Source organism: Bradyrhizobium sp. MOS002, assembly GCF_003020115.1.
Lineage (GTDB): Bacteria > Pseudomonadota > Alphaproteobacteria > Rhizobiales > Xanthobacteraceae > Bradyrhizobium.
Genome location: NZ_PYFX01000019.1, coordinates 53521 through 70084, shown reverse-complemented (window position 1 = coordinate 70084; position 16564 = coordinate 53521). Strand labels below are relative to the sequence as shown.

Sequence of the window (16564 nt, the reverse complement as noted above, 5' to 3'; positions counted from 1 at the left end):
GAGAGCGATCAGCAGAATGCAAGGAAGCCAGCGCATGTCCGGATTACCGCATTCGCCGCACGCGCTGGTGACCGGTGGCGGTCGCGGCATCGGTCGCGCCATCGCAGCAGCGCTCGTCGAGGCGGGTGCGACGGTGACCGTCCTTGGGCGGAACGCTGCGACGCTTGAAGAGGCTGTCAGCGCAGGGGCAGCGCATTTTGCCGCCGTCGCCGACGTCTCGGACGAAACCTCAATGAAAGTCGCTATCGCTCAAGCGAGTGCACGGCAGCCGATCGATATCCTGATCGCCAACGCCGGAAGCGCCGAGTCCGCGCCGTTCTCCAAATCCGACAGCGCCCTGTTCGCGCGCATGATGGACGTCAATTTCATGGGCGTGGTCCATGCTGTCAGTGCTGTGCTGCCAGGGATGAAGGATCGTCCCTATGGCCGTATCGTCGCGATCGCGTCGACGGCGGGGCTCAAGGGCTATGCCTATGTCAGCGCCTACACCGCGGCCAAGCACGCTGTGGTCGGTCTCGTGCGGTCCCTTGCACTCGAGATGGCCGGCAGCAACGTAACCGTCAACGCGGTGTGTCCCGGTTTCACCGACACCGATCTGGTCGCCGGCAGCATCGAGAACATCATGAAAAAGACGGGGCGTAGCCGCGAGCAGGCCGTTGCCGAGCTCGCAAAGCATAATCCGCAGGGACGATTGATCTCTCCTCAGGAGGTCGCGGATACCGTGCTCTGGCTGTGCGGCGAGGGCGCCGGCGCAATCACCGGGCAGGCGATCGCTATTGCTGGCGGTGAGATTTAGCGCGCATGGCAAAGGCGCGGAACAAGGAAGCCAAGGAGATCGTATGAGCAGACCAGCCAATCCCGTGACCTTACCGCTTGCGGACTATTCGCCGCAGCACTTCCTGCTGGCCGTGGTCGATGGTGTTGCAACAGTTACGCTCAATCGTCCGGAACGGAAGAATCCGCTGACGTTCGAGAGCTATCGCGAACTCACCGATTTCTTCCGGGCCTGCGCGTTCGACGATGCGATCAAGTCCATTGTCGTCACGGGTGCCGGTGCCAATTTCTCGTCCGGCGGCGATGTGTTCGAGATCATCGGTCCACTCGTGAAGATGGACACCAAGGGGTTGACGGCGTTTACGCGGATGACCGGAGACCTCGTCAAAACGATGCGGGCCTGTCCGCAGCCGATCGTTGCCGCGGTCGAAGGCATCTGCGCTGGCGCGGGCGCGATCATCGCCATGGCGTCGGACATGCGGCTTGCTGCAAGCGGGACCAAGGTTGCATTCCTCTTCAACAAGGTGGGCCTTGCCGGTTGTGACATGGGCGCCTGCGCGATCCTGCCGCGGATTATCGGACAGTCCCGCGCTTCCGAGTTGCTCTACACGGGCCGGTTCATGACCGCGGAGGAGGGCGAGCGCTGGGGCTTCTTCAGCCGCCTCGTCACGCCGGAGCAGGTGCTGCCCCAGGCGCAGGTGTTGGCCAAGCAGATCGCGGAAGGACCGACCTTCGCCAACACCATGACCAAGCGGATGCTGGCCATGGAATGGGCGATGTCGGTGGAGGAGGCGATCGAGGCGGAAGCCGTTGCTCAAGCGCTGTGCATGACGACGGCCGATTTCGAACGGGCCTTCGAGGCCTTTGCCAACAAGGTCAAGCCGGTCTTCAGGGGCGACTAGGCCGGGCTTTGCCGGCGCCCTGCCGCAATCGGGACTTGCGCGCGATTATTTTAGGCTTAAAATAGTTTCGCCGGGTTGAATTGGCGAGGCTCCCATGAAAGTCGCGATCATCGGTGGCGGACCTGCGGGTCTCTACGCTGCAATCCTGCTGAAGAAGCAGCGGCCGAGCGCTGAGATCACGGTGTACGAGCGCAACCGCGCCGACGACACCTTCGGCTTCGGCGTGGTGTTCTCGGACGCCACGCTCGATAATTTCGAGAAGCACGACCTTCCGAGCTATCGCCGTATCACCCAGGAATTCGCCTACTGGGATGACATCGCCGTGCACTTCCGCGGAACTGTCCATCGGGTCGGCGGCAACGGCTTTTGTGGCTGCTCGCGGCAGAAGCTGCTCCTGATCCTCCAGGCGCGCGCGCGCGAACTGGGCGTGGTCCTGAATTTCGAAGCGGACGTCGAGGACGAAGCCCGCTTCGCCGACGCCGATCTCATCCTGGTCGCGGACGGCATCAACAGCCGCTTCCGCGACAAATACGTCGATCATTTCGAACCGGAGGTCGACCTGCGTGCCAACAAGTTCGCCTGGATGGGCTCGACCAGGCCGCTGGATGCCTTCACCTTCATCTTCCAGGAGACCGAGTGGGGGCCGTTCATTGCCCATGCCTATCAATATGAGGCCGGCCACTCGACCTGGATTTTCGAGACCGATCCGGAGACGTTCGAACGCGCCGGGCTGACAGGGCTGAACGAGACCCAGTCGGCTGCGCGAATGGCCGAGATCTTCGGCTGGTTCCTCGATGGGCACCAACTGCTCACCAACCGTTCGACGTGGCGCAACTTCCCGATGATCCGCAGCAAGCGCTGGGTCAAGGACAACATGGTTCTGCTTGGCGACGCCAAGGCGAGCGCGCATTTCTCGATCGGCTCGGGCACCAAGCTCGCGATGGAAGACGCGATCGCGCTGGCCGAGGCGATGGAGAAGGCGCCCAGCACCAAGGCGGCGCTCGATCTCTATGAGCAAGGGCGGCGTGAGGAGGTCGAGAAGACGCAGCACGCGGCCGATGTCTCGCTGGTCTGGTTCGAGCATGTCGACCGATTCTGGGATTTCGATCCCGTGCAGTTCGCCTTCGGCGTGATGACGCGCTCGAAGGCGATCACCTATGACAATCTGAAACTCCGCGCCCCAGTCTTCGTGGCTGAAGTCGATAAGTCGTTTGCCAGGCAGGTTCGCAACGGCGGCTTCGACGTCGACACCAAAAAGCCCATGGTGCCGCTGTTCCAGCCCTTCCGGCTGCGCGAGATGGAGATCGCCAATCGCGCCGTGGTGTCGCCGATGTGCATGTATTCGGCGAAGGAGGGCATGCCGACCGATTTCCACCTGGTACACTATGGATCGCGCGCGATCGGCGGCGCCGGCCTGATCTTCAGCGAGATGGTCTGCGTCAGCCGCGACGCCCGCATCACGCCGGGCTGTGCAGGACTGTGGAATGACGAGCAGGAGGCGTCCTGGCGGCGCATCGTTGATTTCGTCCATGCCAATTCAGCCGGAAAAATCTGCCTGCAACTGGGGCACGCCGGGCGCAAAGGGGCGACCAGACTGATGTGGGACGGCATGGACCGTCCGCTGGACGAAGGCGGCTGGGAGGTCACTTCCGCATCGCCGCTGCCCTATTTCCCCGACAGCCAGGTTCCGCGCGAGCTTGATCGCGCCGGCATGAACGCAGTGAGGGATGCTTTCGTCGCGGCGGCCGAGCGCGGCGAACGCTGCGGCTTCGACATGCTCGAATTGCACTGCGCCCACGGCTATCTGCTTGCGAGCTTCATCTCGCCGCTGACGAATACACGGACTGATGATTATGGCGGCTCGCTGGCCAATCGCCTGCGCTTCCCGCTCGAAATCTTCGAGGCGCTGCGGGCCGTTTGGCCGTCGCACAAGCCGATGTCGGTACGCATTTCCGCGACCGACTGGGCCGAGGGTGGCGTCGGCGGCGACGATGCGGTGGCGATCGCGCGCGCTTTTGCCGAAGCCGGCGTCGATCTCGTCGACGTCTCAACCGGGCAGACCGTGCGCGATGCGCAGCCGATCTATGGCCGCATGTTCCAGACGCCGTTCTCCGACCAGATCCGCAACGAGGCGCGCGTGGCCACGATGTGCGTCGGCAACATCACGACGGCGGACCAGGCCAACACCATCCTGGCTGCCGGCCGGGCGGACCTCGTCGCGCTCGGGCGGCCCCATCTGGTCGATCCCTCCTTCACCATGAGGGCGGCGGCCTGGTACGGAGCGGGCGACGCGTTCTGCCCGCCGCAATATCTTCCCGGAAAGGATCAGATTTTCCGCAACAGCGTGCGCGACCGGCAGGATCTCGAGGAGCTGAGAATTAAGGCTAAGCCCAAGACCCGGGCCGAGCTCAAGGCGGAGGCGACAAAGCCGCTTGCGGCGGAGTGACCGCCCGTGCGAATTTGGCCGTATTGCCTGGTGTGTACCGAGTGGAGTGAGGGCGATGAAGGCGATTATCGTCGGTGGCGGTATCGGTGGTCTCACCACCGCATTGATGCTGCGCTCGCGGGGCCTCGCTTGCGAGATTTTCGAGCAGTCCGACACCATCCGCGAGCTTGGCGTCGGCATCAACACGCTGCCCCATGCCATGCGCGAGCTGGCAGGCCTCGGTCTGCTCCAGCAGCTTGACGATGTCGCGATCCGCACCGACCAGCTCTATTACCTCAACCGTCACGGTCAGGAGGTCTGGCGCGAGGCCCGTGGCATCGACGCCGGCCACGATGTGCCGCAATTCTCGATCCACCGCGGTCGCCTTCAGGGCGTCATCCATCGCGCCGTCGAGGAACGGCTCGGACCGGAGGCTATCCACACCGGCTGTCGCCTCGGCGCCTTCACGCAGGACGAGAGCGGCGTCACGGCTTACTTCTTCGACCGCTCGGGTGCGCACATCCATACCGCGCGCGGCGACATTTTGATTGGTGCCGACGGCATCCATTCGCGGGTCCGTGACACGCTGTTCCCGAGCGAGGGGCCGCCGTGCTGGAACGGCCTGATGCTGTGGCGTGGTGCGCGGGATTGGCCGCTATTCCTCACCGGCAAGTCGATGATCGTCGCCGGTGGCCTCAACGCCAAGGTGGTGATCTATCCGATCGCGGAGGGATCGAGCCCGGCGAGCCGTCTCACCAACTGGGCGGTGCTGGTGAAGGTCGGCGAGGGCAATGCCCCGCCGCCGCGAAAAGAAGACTGGTCGCGGCCGGGCCGTCGCGAAGAGCTGATGCCGCATGTGGCGCGCTTTTCGGTGCCTTACCTCGACGTGAAGAGCCTGATCTCGGCCACGCCCGAGTTCTACGAGTATCCGACCTGCGACCGCGATCCGTTGCCCTATTGGTCGTCGGGCAGAGTCACGCTGCTCGGCGATGCCGCGCATCCGATGTATCCGGTTGGCTCCAATGGCGCCTCGCAGGCGATCCTCGACGCGCGCTGCCTCGCCGACGCGCTGGTGCGCGCCGAGCATCCACGCCAGGCGTTGCTTGAATACGAGAAGAAGCGCCTGCCCATGACCGCGGACATCGTCCGCTCCAACAGGCGCGGCGGCCCCGAGGGCGTCATCGACGCCGTCGAGCAGCTCGCGCCTGATGGTTTTGACAATGTCGACAACGTGCTGAGCTATTCCCAGCGCGAGGCCATCGTGCGCGGCTATGCCACCAAGGCCGGCTTCGCCGCAGTGCCGGGACTTGCGGCGGTGAGGGCTTGAGCCAGCGCTGCTAGCCGCCGGGAGGCGGCGGCAGGAAGTGGATGTTGAACTCGGCGGCCATCGCCACCACGTCCTCGGGCTTCTGTTCCTTCATATTGTGAAGGCCCCAGAACAGGTCGAACAGCTTGCGGGTCGGTGACACCCAGAACAGCACCTTCGCGGTCTGCTCCGATTTGTTGAAGATGCCGTGCGGCACGCCCATGCCGAGCCGGATCAGGTCGCCCGCGGTCGCCTGCGACTCGGAATTGCCGAGCATGAAATCGAGCTTGCCTTCCAGCATATAGAGATATTCATCCTGGTCGGGATGAATGTGCGGCGGCACGAACGTGCCCGGCGGCAGCGTCGCATGCCAGGAGAAGCTGTGGTCCGTGTTGCTCTTCGGCACATAGGTCTGGCCGAGGATGTTCCAGGAGATGCCCTGGATTCCCTCATTGGCCCGCGTGATGCCGGTGATTTCGCTTTTCATTGTGATCCTCCCTCAACGCGACGCGCGGCTTAGTTCGCCGATTTGCAGTCCTTGGCGTAGCGGTCGCCGTAATTCTCGAAGACTTTCTGGACGATCTCGGTCTGGAACTTGCCGTCCGCGCGCTTGGCAACCTTGGTCAGGTAGAAATCCTGGATCGGATAACCGTTGGTGTTGAACTTGAAGGCGCCGCGCAGGGAGGTGAAGTCGGCCTTCTTCAGAGCAGCCGCGACCGCATCCTTGTTGGAGAGATCGCCCTTCACGGCCTTGACGGCGCTGTCGATCAGCATCGCGGCATCATACGCCTGGAAGGCGTAGGTACCGGGCACGCCGTTATAGGCGGCCTCGTAGGCGGCGACGAACTTCTTGTTCTGGGGATTGTCGAGATTAGGCGCCCAGTTCGCGCCGCCGAACATGCCGACCGCCGCGTCCTGCTGCGCCGGCAAGGTGGATTCATCCACCGTGAAAGCGGAGAGCACCGGAATGCTGTCGGCGAGGCCAGCCTGCCGGTATTGCTTGACGAGATTGACCCCGAGGCCGCCCGGCATGAATGTGAAGAGAGCATCGGGCTTCTGCGATGAAATCTTGGAAAGCTCCGGCTGGAAGTCGAGCGTGTTCAGCGGCATGTAGGATTCTTCGACGATCTCACCCTTGTAGTCGAGCTTGAAGCCCGCCACCGAGTCCTTGCCGGCCTGATAATTCGGCACCATCAGATACATGCGCTTGTAGCCGCGATCCTGCGCGACCTTGCCGAGGATTTCGTGCACCTGATCGTTCTGGTACGAGGTCACATAGAAGAACGGGTTGCAGTCCTTGCCGGCAAACGTCGACGGGCCGGCATTGGGGCTGATCAGGAAGGTCTTCGATTCCGTGACCGGCCGGTGGATCGCCTGGAGGATGTTGGAGAAGATCGGGCCGACCACGAAGTCGACCTTGTCACGCTCCAGAAGGCCCTTGACCTTGGTGACTGCTGCGTCCGGCTTCAATTCGTCGTCGACCACGACGACCTCGACATCGCGGCCGCCCATCTTGCCGCCGAGATCCTTCATCCCGAGCGCAAAGCCGTCGCGGACCTGTTGGCCGAGCGCGGCGGCGGGTCCCGAGAGGGTCACGATCACACCCAGCTTGATTTTCTCCTGGGCGAGGGAAGGGCTCACCGCGGTGCCAAGCAGCAAGGCGGCTGCGGCCAACGTCATTTGCGTCTTCATGATCTGTCCCCCGTGACAACAGGACTTGCACTGCAAGCCGCTACTCCAATCCAAGTTTATGCCGATGATTGCTGCCGCGGCAAGCGAGCTCAAGGCGTCGTCATCCTGCGGGCAGCGGCGCATGCAAGCGGCGCGCCAATTATTTGAAGCCTAAAGAAATCCGTGCGTGGTCGATTGTTGCGGCTTTAGGCTTGCAGCCGGCTTCGATTTATTTGAAGCTCGAAACGTTGGGAATCCGTGCCGAGCGCCAATGCCGGCCGTGAGTGACTGCATCAACATGCTCGATTCCGAGACCAAGGCCGTCGAAACTCCGGAGGATCACGCCGAAGAGCTTCGGCTGTGGCTGCGTCTCTTGACCTGCACGACCCTGATTGAGGGCGAGGTCCGTGGCCGGTTGCGGCAGCGCTTCGACGTCACATTTCCGCGTTTCGACCTGATGGCGCAGCTCGACAAGGCACCCGATGGCATGACGCTGTCCGACGTGTCCAAGCGCATGATGGTGTCGAACGGCAACGTCACCGGCCTCGTCGAGCGCCTCGTGGAATCCGGTCATCTCGACCGCCGCACGTCGGAGACGGATCGCCGCGTCCAGGTGATCCGGCTGACCAAACTCGGTCGCGCCGAGTTTCGCAAAATGGCCGCGGAACACGAGACCTGGATCGCCGATCTGTTCGCCGATCTGACGCCGAAGGATGTGCGCGAATTGATGCGCCTGCTCGCCAAGACCAAGGCATCGGCGCAGAAATCGGCCGGTCGCCGCCGGGCCTAGTCCGCGGCTGACGCGCCGACTAATCCCCATTTGCCGCCGGAAAAAGCACGGGATGCCCAAAATCCGCTATTGCACGAAATTGCTTTAAGCCTAAAATGTTTCCGAGTTAGTGCTGCCGGGTGCTTTCCATGCTGAAAGGAGCGTGCGATGGCCAACGCTGCCAAGGTTCAAGTTTCGGGCTCGCGTGACGACAATGCTGCGACAGCCCATGTCGATACGTTCGCGCGGCAGCATCTTCCGCCAGCCGAGCTCTGGCCGGAATTCATCTTTACGCGACCGGAATTGCAATATCCGCCCCGCCTCAATTGCGTCAGCTACTTCCTAGACCGCTGGGTCGAGCAGGGACATGGCGACGCTCCCTGCGTCATCAGCCCCGCCGTCAGCTACACCTATCGCGAGCTGCAAACGGTCGTGAACCGCATCGCCAATGTGCTGGTCGGCAAGCTCGGCCTCGTCCCCGGCGGGCGCGTGCTGCTACGCTCGGCCAACAATCCGATGATGGTTGCGACCTATCTCGCGGTGATCAAGGCCGGTGGCATCGTCGTGGCGACGATGCCGCTGTTGCGTGCCAAGGAGCTGTCCTATCCGATCCAGAAGGCGGAGATCACGCTCGCGCTCTGTGATGGCAAGCTCGCCGACGAAATGGAGAAGGCGAAAGCCGCGGCTCCCGGCTTCAAGCGCGTGGTCTATTGGGGCAATGGCGCCGGCGACTCGCTCGAGGCGCTGATGGCGGATGCAAGTCCGGAGTTCAAAGCTGTCGATACTGCATCCGACGACGTCTGCCTGATCGCGTTCACGTCGGGCACGACCGGCGATCCCAAGGGCACCATGCATTTCCACCGTGACATGCTGGCGGTCTGCGATGGCTATGCGCGCAACATCCTGCGCGCGGAGCAGAAGGATCGCTTTGTCGGCTCGGCACCGCTCGCCTTCACGTTTGGCTTCGGCGGCGTGCTGTTTCCGATGCACATCGGCGCCTCCTTTGTCGTTCTGGAGAAGACGGCGCCCGACGACATTCTGAATGCGATCGAGCAGTACAAGACCACGGTCTGTTTCACCGCACCGACCGCGTACCGGGCGATGATTGGCAAGCTTCCGGGCCGCGATATTTCCTCGCTTCGCAAATGCGTGTCCGCCGGCGAGACGCTGCCCAAGCCGACATTCGATGCCTGGCTGAAGGCGACCGGCATCAAGCTGATGGATGGCATCGGCTCGACCGAGCTGCTGCACATCTTCATCAGTGCGACCGAGGACGAGATCCGTCCCGGTGCGACGGGCAAGCCGGTGCCGGGGTATGAAGCGAAGATCGTCGACGATTCCGGCAATGATTTGCCGCCGGGCACGATGGGACGGCTTGCGGTACGCGGGCCGACCGGATGCCGCTATCTCGCCGACGAACGGCAGCGCAAATACGTACAGAACGGCTGGAACATCACGGGCGATACCTATCTGATGGATAGGGAGGGCTATTTCTGGTACCAGTCGCGCTCGGACGACATGATCGTGTCGGCCGGCTACAACATCGCAGGCACGGATGTCGAGGCGGCGCTGCTTACGCATCCCTCCGTCGTCGAGTGCGGGGTCGTCGGCGCGCCGGACGAGGCGCGCGGCATGATCGTGAAGGCCTATGTCATTGCCGCGCCGGGCGTAACGCCGGACGCCGAGCTCGTGGCTGCGTTGCAGGCGCATGTCAAATGCGAGATCGCGCCCTACAAATATCCGCGCGCGATCGAGTTCGTGACGCAACTACCGAAGACCGAGACCGGCAAACTAAAGCGCTTTGCCCTGCGGCAACTGGCGCAGACCGCGGTGACGTCCTCCGGTGTCGCGGCGGAATGAGAGAAGGATAGAGAATTGTCCGTGACGACGCCGAAAGGCCCGCACCTCGCGGTGCTGCCGACAGCAGCCGAGGATGAAACCCGCGCCAGGGCGCAGGTGCTCCAGCCGTCCGGTTGGCCGGTGCCGAAAGGCTATGCCAACGGCATGGCCGCCGAGGGACGCATCGTCGTTACTGGCGGCGTTATCGGCTGGGATGCCGAGGAGCGTCTTGCGGAGGGTTTTGTCGCGCAGGTGCGCCAGACCTTGAGCAACATTGCCGCGATTCTCGCGGAGGCCGGTGCGCAGCCCGAGCATTTGGTGCGCCTGACCTGGTACGTCGTCGACATGGACGAGTACCTGACGAACCTGAAAGAGCTCGGCAAGGCCTATCGCACCATCTTCGGCGCGCACTACCCGGCGATGGCGCTGGTTCAGGTCGTCCGCCTCGTCGAGAAGGCCGCGCGCGTCGAAATCGAAGCCACCGCCGTCATTCCGCGCTGAACTGCGATCGGCGGGCGCTCAGCTTGCCTTGGTCAGCTTGCCTTGGTCAGCTTGCTTTGGCGAGGTCATCGTCCTCGGGCGAGTTCAGATATACTCCTGACATGGTGTCGACCCAGCAGAGATGGTCATGCACCTTATTCACGCCGTTGACGTTCTCCGCTGCGACGACCGCGGCCTGTCGCGCGCGCTCCTCGGTGATGACGCCGCTGAGATGAACGATGCCGTCGCGGACGATGACGTTCAGCCCGAACGGGCACCAGTCGTTCTTCTCCATGGTATCGATGATGCGGCTGCGAATATGATCGTCGTCCGCGGTCGGGTCGGGTACGTCTCGGGCCAGGTCCGCCACCGCCTGGAGCAGGTTCGCGCGCGACACGATGCCGACGATCTTGTCGCCGCGGATCACCGGCAGACGCTTCACGTTGTTCCGCTCCATGAGATCGACGATCTCGGCGAGCGCCGTATCCTCGGTGATGGTCACCGGTGAGGGGGTCATCACCTCCGAGACCTTGCGGCCGTGCTCGTGGACGAAGTCGCCGGCCGATTTACCGGATCCGAGAATGAATCGCAGCCAGCGCCCGCGCTGGCGTCCTGTGCCGATTTCGCTGCGGCGGATGAAGTCGCCTTCCGAGACCACCCCGATCAGCTTGCCGGCATCGTCCACGACCGTGAGACCGCTGACATGCCGCTTCAGCATGATGTTTGCCGCCTCGACGATGCTGGTGTCGGGGGTAACCGAAATGACCGACCGGGTCATGATCTGATGGGCACGCATGGCAGACTCCGCTGGCTTGTCGATGTCGATGCGCAAAACCTAGCTCTCGCGTCGTGCCGCGGCTTGACGCAGGTCAAAAGTATGCATCGGGCTGTTCCCGATTAAGCAATTGTGATCGATGCCCGGATTTGATGCAGCTCAACGCGCATCCAAAGCCTCGCCATATCCTGCTGCCACACAGCCATGATGTAGCCAGGAATATTCAGCCATGAGCGTCGTGCAGATATTTCCACGGGCCGAAGAGCCGTCAGCGCAGGTTGTCTCCGTCAATCCTGTTGTTGAGCCCGGAGCCTCTACGACGAGCCCCGAGCCGCCGGCTGGAATGCCGGTCGCCGTCGATCCCCTGCCTGTCTCCGAGCCGTACCCGCTTGATCGCGCGTTTCATGCGATGCTGGCGCGGTTAACGGGCGGTATTTCGCCGCTGGCCTTATCGCTGGCGTGGCTCGATTGGAGCTCTCATCTCGCTGCGGCGCCGCAGCGTCAGGTGGAGATGTCGCGCAATGTCGTTCGCGACATGGGCCAGTTTCTGGAAGCTGCCGCGCACGCGACGTCGCAAAAGCCGTGGTCCGTGATTGCACCGCAGGGACGGGATCGTCGCTTCAGGGGACCACAGTGGGAAGCCGCACCGTTCAATCTGCTTGCGCAGGCGTTCCTGCTTGGAGAGCGCTGGTGGCACGATGCCACGACCGGCGTACGTGGCGTGTCGCACGCAAATGAGGCCATCGTCGAATTCTCGATGCGTCAGATGCTCGACATGCTGGCGCCGTCGAATTTCGCGGCGACCAATCCGCAAGTGCTGGAGAAGGCGTTCCGGAGCGGCGGGGAGAATTTCGTGTTCGGCTGGCAGAACTGGTGCAGCGACCTGATGCGCCTGGTCTCCGCCGCAGGGCCGGCGGGTGACGAACAGTTTGTCGTCGGCAAGACGGTCGCGGCTTCGCCGGGCAAGGTCGTCTATCGCAACGCGTTGATCGAGTTGATCCAGTACCATCCGACGAGAGCGCAAGTGCGACCCGAGCCGATCCTGATCGTGCCGGCCTGGATCATGAAGTATTACATCCTCGATCTGTCGCCGCAGAACTCTCTGGTGAGATATCTGACCAGTCAGGGCTTCACCGTATTCGCGATTTCCTGGCGAAATCCCGATGCCAAGGACCGGGATGTTGCCTTCGACGACTATCGCAAGCTCGGTGTCATGGCGGCGCTGGATATGATCGGCCGGATCATGCCGGGCCAGAAGACCCATGCGCTCGGCTACTGCCTGGGCGGCACATTGCTGTCGATCGCTGCGGCCGCAATGGAACGCGATGGCGACAAGCGAATGTGCACGATCACCCTGCTTGCTGCACAGACGGATTTCACAGAGGCCGGCGAGCTGACGCTCTTCGTCAACGAGAGCCAGGTCGCCTTTCTCGAAGACTTGATGTGGCAGCGTGGCTATCTGGACACGACGCAGATGGCCGGCGCGTTCCAGCTGCTGCGCTCCAACGAGCTGATCTGGTCGCGGCTGTCGCATGACTATCTGATGGGCGAGGGCGCGCCACAGAGCGAGCTGATGGCCTGGAACGCCGACGCCACGCGGCTGCCTTATCGGATGCACTCGGAGTATCTGCGAAAGCTATTCCTGGGCAACGATCTGGCCGAAGGCCGCTATCGTGTCGAGGACAGGAGTGTCTCGCTTTCCGACATCCATGCGCCGATGTTCGTGGTCGGCACGCTCGCCGATCACGTGGCGCCGTGGCGGTCCGTCTACAAGATCCACTATCAGGTCGATGCCGACGTGACCTTTGTGTTGACCAGCGGCGGGCACAATGCCGGCGTCGTCGCGCCGCCCGACGAGCCCGGCCACAGCTATCAAGTGCTGATCAAGGCTGCTGATGCGCCTTATGTTGGCCCGGAAGAATGGCTGAAGCTGGCACCGCAGGTCGAGGGGTCGTGGTGGCCGGAATGGGCAGAATGGCTGGTAGCACGCTCCGGGGCGCCCCGCGATCCCCCGCAGATCGGAGGCGGAGACCTTGACGGTCTGCCCGACGCGCCGGGAGACTACGTCCACACCTAATCCTCAGGCTCCGCATTCGGCGCAAGGTCGGCGGAGCGGAACGGCTTGGCCTTGTCCAGTTTCCGGTAGGCGTCCGAAGCGATCCGCAACAGTTTCTTTTCGCGCTTGCGATTGAGGAAGCGAATGCCAGCCTCGGGGACGGCCTCGTTCAAGGATGCCGCCAGGGCTTGCCCTCGCACATCGTCGTTCATTTGCCCGAGCGATTTTTGCGCCTTGCGCAATTGCCTGAGGATCGACTTCTGCTTTGTCAGCGATTCGTCGGCGAACAGGTCCTCCAGGGACTCGATCGAATAGGTCAGCCGCTTGTTGAGAAGCCGCAGTTTGTGCCGTTTCTCGACGTCGAGCTTGCGGAGCTTGCGCGCTTTCTTGAGCAGCGTCTTTTCCCATTCCGTGAGTTTCGCCGTTGCGTGGTCGGCGAGTGTGCAGCGGCGCAGCCTGATGGCTTCCTTGCTGCGCCGGGTCGACCAGGAGCCGCTCTCGATCCAGGCTGACGTCTGCTCTACGAGACGGCGATACCGCGCGGATTGCAGCGCGCGCGCCAGCAGGCGGTGGCTCTCGGCGCGCTTCTCGTCCCAGTGCTGGAGCTCGGCAATCACTGTCAAATCGCCTCCACTCTCGGCAATGACCCGCTCGATTGCCACGTCGAGGTCCCGTACCATGCCGAGCTGGCTGTTCAGCCATTTCAGTTCTGTCCAGACCTCCGGCCGTATGGCGTCATCGACCATCGGCGAGAAGAAGCGGATGGCGGTGCGCAGATGCGTCAGTGCAATCCGGATCTGGTGCAGTGCCTCGGGGTCGCCGCGGCAGGTGCCGTCATGCTGGGCGACAACAGCGTCGAGATGACGGCGGGCGATGATCCGGAAGGCCGTGTCGCAGACCATGCCGGGGCTGAGGCGGCCGGGCAGGGCATTGCGCCTCGCCGCAGGCTTGACGCGCGCGGTCGCCGTCGAACTCGTGCTGGGTCGCGCCATTTGCAGATTGCCTTACTTGCTCTCGGCGATCGCGTTCCGGCAGTTCTGGAGCGTCTGCTCTTGCGTCCCGGATGCATCGATGGTCGCCCAACCGACATGGCCGATATTATAGTGCTCTTGCAGCGCGGCAACCTCTTGCGTGGCGTCGGATGCGTCGCCCCGGCGGCCTCCGATCCGCGCCTGCCGGGTCGCGAGGTCCGCAACCAGAAATAGGCCGTTTAGCGGCACGTTGCGCTCGCGCGCCAGTGCGGCGACCGCGTCTCGTTCGTCCTCGCGGGCGAACACGCCGTCGATGATCGCTGAATGGCCCTGCGCCACCACCCGCCCGGCGTGCTGAGCCAACATGTCGTAAACGCGGGCCGTGACCTCCGGCGTGTATGCGGATGCCGGCAGCTGCTCCGTGTCCTCGACCCCGAACATCTGCTTGCGGACGAGGTCGCTCCGCAGCACGACGGCCCCCGGCTGCGGCGTAACGTCCGGCGCCAGCGCGCGTGCCAAGATCGTCTTTCCGGTGCCTGACAGTCCGCCGACTGCAATCAGCCGGGGAGCGGGAGGTTGGATCAGCGCGCGGGCGAGGCCAAAATAGCGCCGTGCATCGTCGAGAATGCTGGGATCATCGGAATGCGGCGGGTTCAGCCGTGCCAGCGCGACCTGGGCGCGGATCGCCGCCCGGATGGACATGAACAGCGGCAGTGCGGATAGCGCGTCGAGATTTTCGACCGGAGTCGCGGCGAGATAGCGGTTCAGCACGATGTTGGCCGCGCGTGGTTGATCGTGGTGCAACAGGTCCATCAATCCGAATGCGAGATCGTAGAGCATGTCGATAGTTGCCATCTGGGCGGCGAACTCGATGGCGTCGAACAGCATCGGTTGTTCGTCGATCGCCACGATGTTCGCAAGATGCAGGTCGCCATGGCAGCGGCGCACGAAACCTTGACGGCCGCGTTCGTCGAGCAAAGGCCGGAGGCGAAGGAACATCGCGTGCGAGTCTCTGCCGAGTTTTGCGATGTCTTCGGCTTTGAAATGATTACCGGTCCGCAGGCCATTGCTGTTGCCATCGATCAGGCCGGGGATGGAGGAAACCCATGCCTTGCCGTCGGCGCGAACAGCCTGCGCATGCGAAGCCACGATGGCGTCGGCGACGGCCGAGGCGAAATTTGCATCCAGCGGGCCGGCCTTGGCCAGATGATCCAGCGTCCGGCTCTCGTCGAAGCGCGACATCTCGACCGCATACTCGAGCGGCCGGCCGCTTCCGTCGACCTTCACCGATCCATCGGGCTCTTCCGTGATCGCTACGACGCGGTGATAGATCTGCGGGGCCAGCGGCCGGTTGATCCTGATCTCCTCCTCGCACGCCGCCCTGCGCTTCTCGAGCGTCGAATAATCGAGGAACGGAAACTGCACGGCGCGCTTGATTTTCAGCGCGCGCCTGCCTTCGAGAAAGACCGAAGCTGCGTGCGTATCGATCCGCCTTACGTTTGGGTGATCCGCGGAATTGGTGAGCGCCGCAAAGATCCGGTCCTGGGTCGCAGAATCGTCTGTCATTCCAGCTGGTACGTCCAGATGCGTCGGAAGGCGGCTCGCCCCGCGCCAGGGTAATACATAGAAGCAGATCGCGGCCAGTCCTTGACTTCGGTCAACGCCGGCCTCCTTCCGACCGGTTCCAGGGCTTGACGAGGATCAAGCGTCCCGACCAAAGCCAGCCTATTCTGGTGCCTGAGGAGAATCCCGATGCCGATCAAGGACGTCTTTCTGCCGCTCGTCGGCCAGCCACGCGGCCCGGCCCTAGCTGCGATCGAGAAATGCGTGGCCGTCGCCGCCGACCTCGGCGCCAGGATCAGCGCGCTTGCGCTCGAAGAGGATGTTTTCGTGCGGCCGAAGGTGTTGCTCCCCGATGATGCCGATGCGGCCGAGGCAAACGGATCGCTTTGGGCGGGCGACACTCAGGATCTCCTGGGTGCGTTCACCCGTGCAACCTCCCGGACGGGCATTCGCGCCCAAAGCCGGTCGGCCAAGGTGCCGGCAGACCAGATCGCGTCAGTCCTGGCCGAGCACGGGCGCTTCAGCGATCTCACGCTGGTCCCCGTGAAGCCACACGACAGCCGAACCGAACACATCATCGAGACGCTCCTGTTCGAATCCGGGCGGCCAGTGCTGCTCTGCCCGGAGCAGCATGTGGACGGGCTGCGACCGGAATTCGAGAACGTCATGATTGCCTGGGATCACTCGGCGCGTGCGGCGCGTGCGGTCGGCGACGCGCTGCCTATCCTTCAGGCAGCCGCCGTAGTTCGCGTGGTGACCGTGGCGGATGACAAGCCCGACGCGATCGTGCAATCGGGGACGGCTCTGGTCGATCACTTGAGGGAACACGGGGTCTACGCGTCGTTCGAAACCGTGACGGGCGGCGGCAGCTCGACCGGCAAGGTGCTCGGAAGCTGGGCGAATTCCCATGCCATTGATGCGATCGTGATGGGCGCCTACCATCATTCGCGCCTGAACGAGATCGTTTGGGGCGGTGTGACAAAGACCGTCATTGGCGAGCCACCGTGCTGGGTTATGATCTCGTACTAGGCGG

General features: G+C 63.3%; 14 protein-coding genes. 9 read left to right on the top strand and 5 right to left on the bottom strand.

Going from position 1 to position 16564, the window contains the following annotated elements:
- Window positions 1-34 precede the first annotated feature (34 nt).
- The 4 genes from C7G41_RS31655 to C7G41_RS31640 all read left to right on the top strand — a co-directional run bounded on the left by C7G41_RS31655 (window position 35) and on the right by C7G41_RS31640 (window position 5428).
- Window positions 35-796 (top strand): SDR family NAD(P)-dependent oxidoreductase, encoded by a 762-nt coding sequence (locus C7G41_RS31655; RefSeq protein ID WP_106946231.1) that lies wholly within the window; start codon window positions 35-37, stop codon window positions 794-796.
- A 43-nt stretch (window positions 797-839) separates the two neighbouring features.
- A complete protein-coding gene (locus C7G41_RS31650; RefSeq protein ID WP_106946199.1) occupies window positions 840-1676 on the top strand; it encodes an enoyl-CoA hydratase family protein in 837 nt (278 codons plus the stop codon).
- A 94-nt stretch (window positions 1677-1770) separates the two neighbouring features.
- Window positions 1771-4122: a bifunctional salicylyl-CoA 5-hydroxylase/oxidoreductase gene (locus C7G41_RS31645; protein ID WP_106946198.1), complete on the top strand. Its 2352-nt coding sequence runs from the start codon at window positions 1771-1773 to the stop codon at window positions 4120-4122.
- A gap of 55 nt (window positions 4123-4177) precedes the next feature.
- The gene (locus C7G41_RS31640; protein WP_106946197.1) at window positions 4178-5428 is read left to right on the top strand and encodes a flavin-dependent oxidoreductase; all 1251 of its coding nucleotides are present in this window, start codon (window positions 4178-4180) and stop codon (window positions 5426-5428) included.
- Between the two features lie 10 nt (window positions 5429-5438).
- Here the strand turns inward: C7G41_RS31640 and C7G41_RS31635 are convergent, their stop codons facing one another.
- Both C7G41_RS31635 and C7G41_RS31630 read right to left on the bottom strand, forming a co-directional pair.
- Window positions 5439-5894 (bottom strand): cupin domain-containing protein, encoded by a 456-nt coding sequence (locus C7G41_RS31635; protein WP_106946196.1) that lies wholly within the window; start codon window positions 5892-5894, stop codon window positions 5439-5441.
- 29 nt (window positions 5895-5923) lie between these two features.
- Window positions 5924-7099 (bottom strand): ABC transporter substrate-binding protein, encoded by a 1176-nt coding sequence (locus tag C7G41_RS31630; protein WP_106946195.1) that lies wholly within the window; start codon window positions 7097-7099, stop codon window positions 5924-5926.
- Between the two features lie 250 nt (window positions 7100-7349).
- Between C7G41_RS31630 and C7G41_RS31625 the strand changes: the two genes are divergently transcribed.
- From C7G41_RS31625 to C7G41_RS31615, 3 genes are all read left to right on the top strand, one after another.
- Window positions 7350-7868 (top strand): MarR family winged helix-turn-helix transcriptional regulator, encoded by a 519-nt coding sequence (locus C7G41_RS31625; protein WP_199198713.1) that lies wholly within the window; start codon window positions 7350-7352, stop codon window positions 7866-7868.
- 147 nt (window positions 7869-8015) lie between these two features.
- Window positions 8016-9707, top strand: a complete 1692-nt coding sequence (locus C7G41_RS31620; protein ID WP_106946194.1) for a benzoate-CoA ligase family protein — start codon at window positions 8016-8018, stop codon at window positions 9705-9707.
- 21 nt (window positions 9708-9728) lie between these two features.
- Entirely contained in the window at window positions 9729-10187 is a 459-nt protein-coding gene (locus C7G41_RS31615) for a RidA family protein (protein ID WP_106946229.1), read from the top strand.
- Between the two features lie 46 nt (window positions 10188-10233).
- Here the strand turns inward: C7G41_RS31615 and C7G41_RS31610 are convergent, their stop codons facing one another.
- Window positions 10234-10962, bottom strand: coding sequence for a CBS domain-containing protein (locus C7G41_RS31610; RefSeq protein WP_106946228.1), 729 nt, complete (start codon window positions 10960-10962; stop codon window positions 10234-10236).
- Between the two features lie 208 nt (window positions 10963-11170).
- Between C7G41_RS31610 and C7G41_RS31605 the strand changes: the two genes are divergently transcribed.
- Complete coding sequence (locus C7G41_RS31605; RefSeq protein ID WP_106946193.1) at window positions 11171-13018, top strand: alpha/beta hydrolase; 1848 nt, start codon at window positions 11171-11173, stop codon at window positions 13016-13018.
- On the opposite strand, the gene C7G41_RS31600 is transcribed toward C7G41_RS31605, so the two are convergent.
- Together C7G41_RS31600 and C7G41_RS31595 are read right to left on the bottom strand one after the other, a co-directional pair.
- On the bottom strand, window positions 13015-13989 hold the full coding sequence (locus tag C7G41_RS31600) for a CHAD domain-containing protein (protein WP_106946192.1): 975 nt from the start codon (window positions 13987-13989) through the stop codon (window positions 13015-13017). The genes C7G41_RS31605 and C7G41_RS31600 overlap by 4 nt on opposite strands.
- 12 nt (window positions 13990-14001) lie before the next feature.
- Window positions 14002-15534 (bottom strand): bifunctional aminoglycoside phosphotransferase/ATP-binding protein, encoded by a 1533-nt coding sequence (locus C7G41_RS31595; RefSeq protein WP_106946191.1) that lies wholly within the window; start codon window positions 15532-15534, stop codon window positions 14002-14004.
- Window positions 15535-15720: 186 nt separating this feature from the next.
- Here C7G41_RS31595 and C7G41_RS31590 point away from each other — a divergent pair, with 186 nt between their 5' ends.
- Window positions 15721-16560 (top strand): universal stress protein, encoded by an 840-nt coding sequence (locus C7G41_RS31590; RefSeq protein WP_106946190.1) that lies wholly within the window; start codon window positions 15721-15723, stop codon window positions 16558-16560.
- Window positions 16561-16564: the final 4 nt, after the last annotated feature.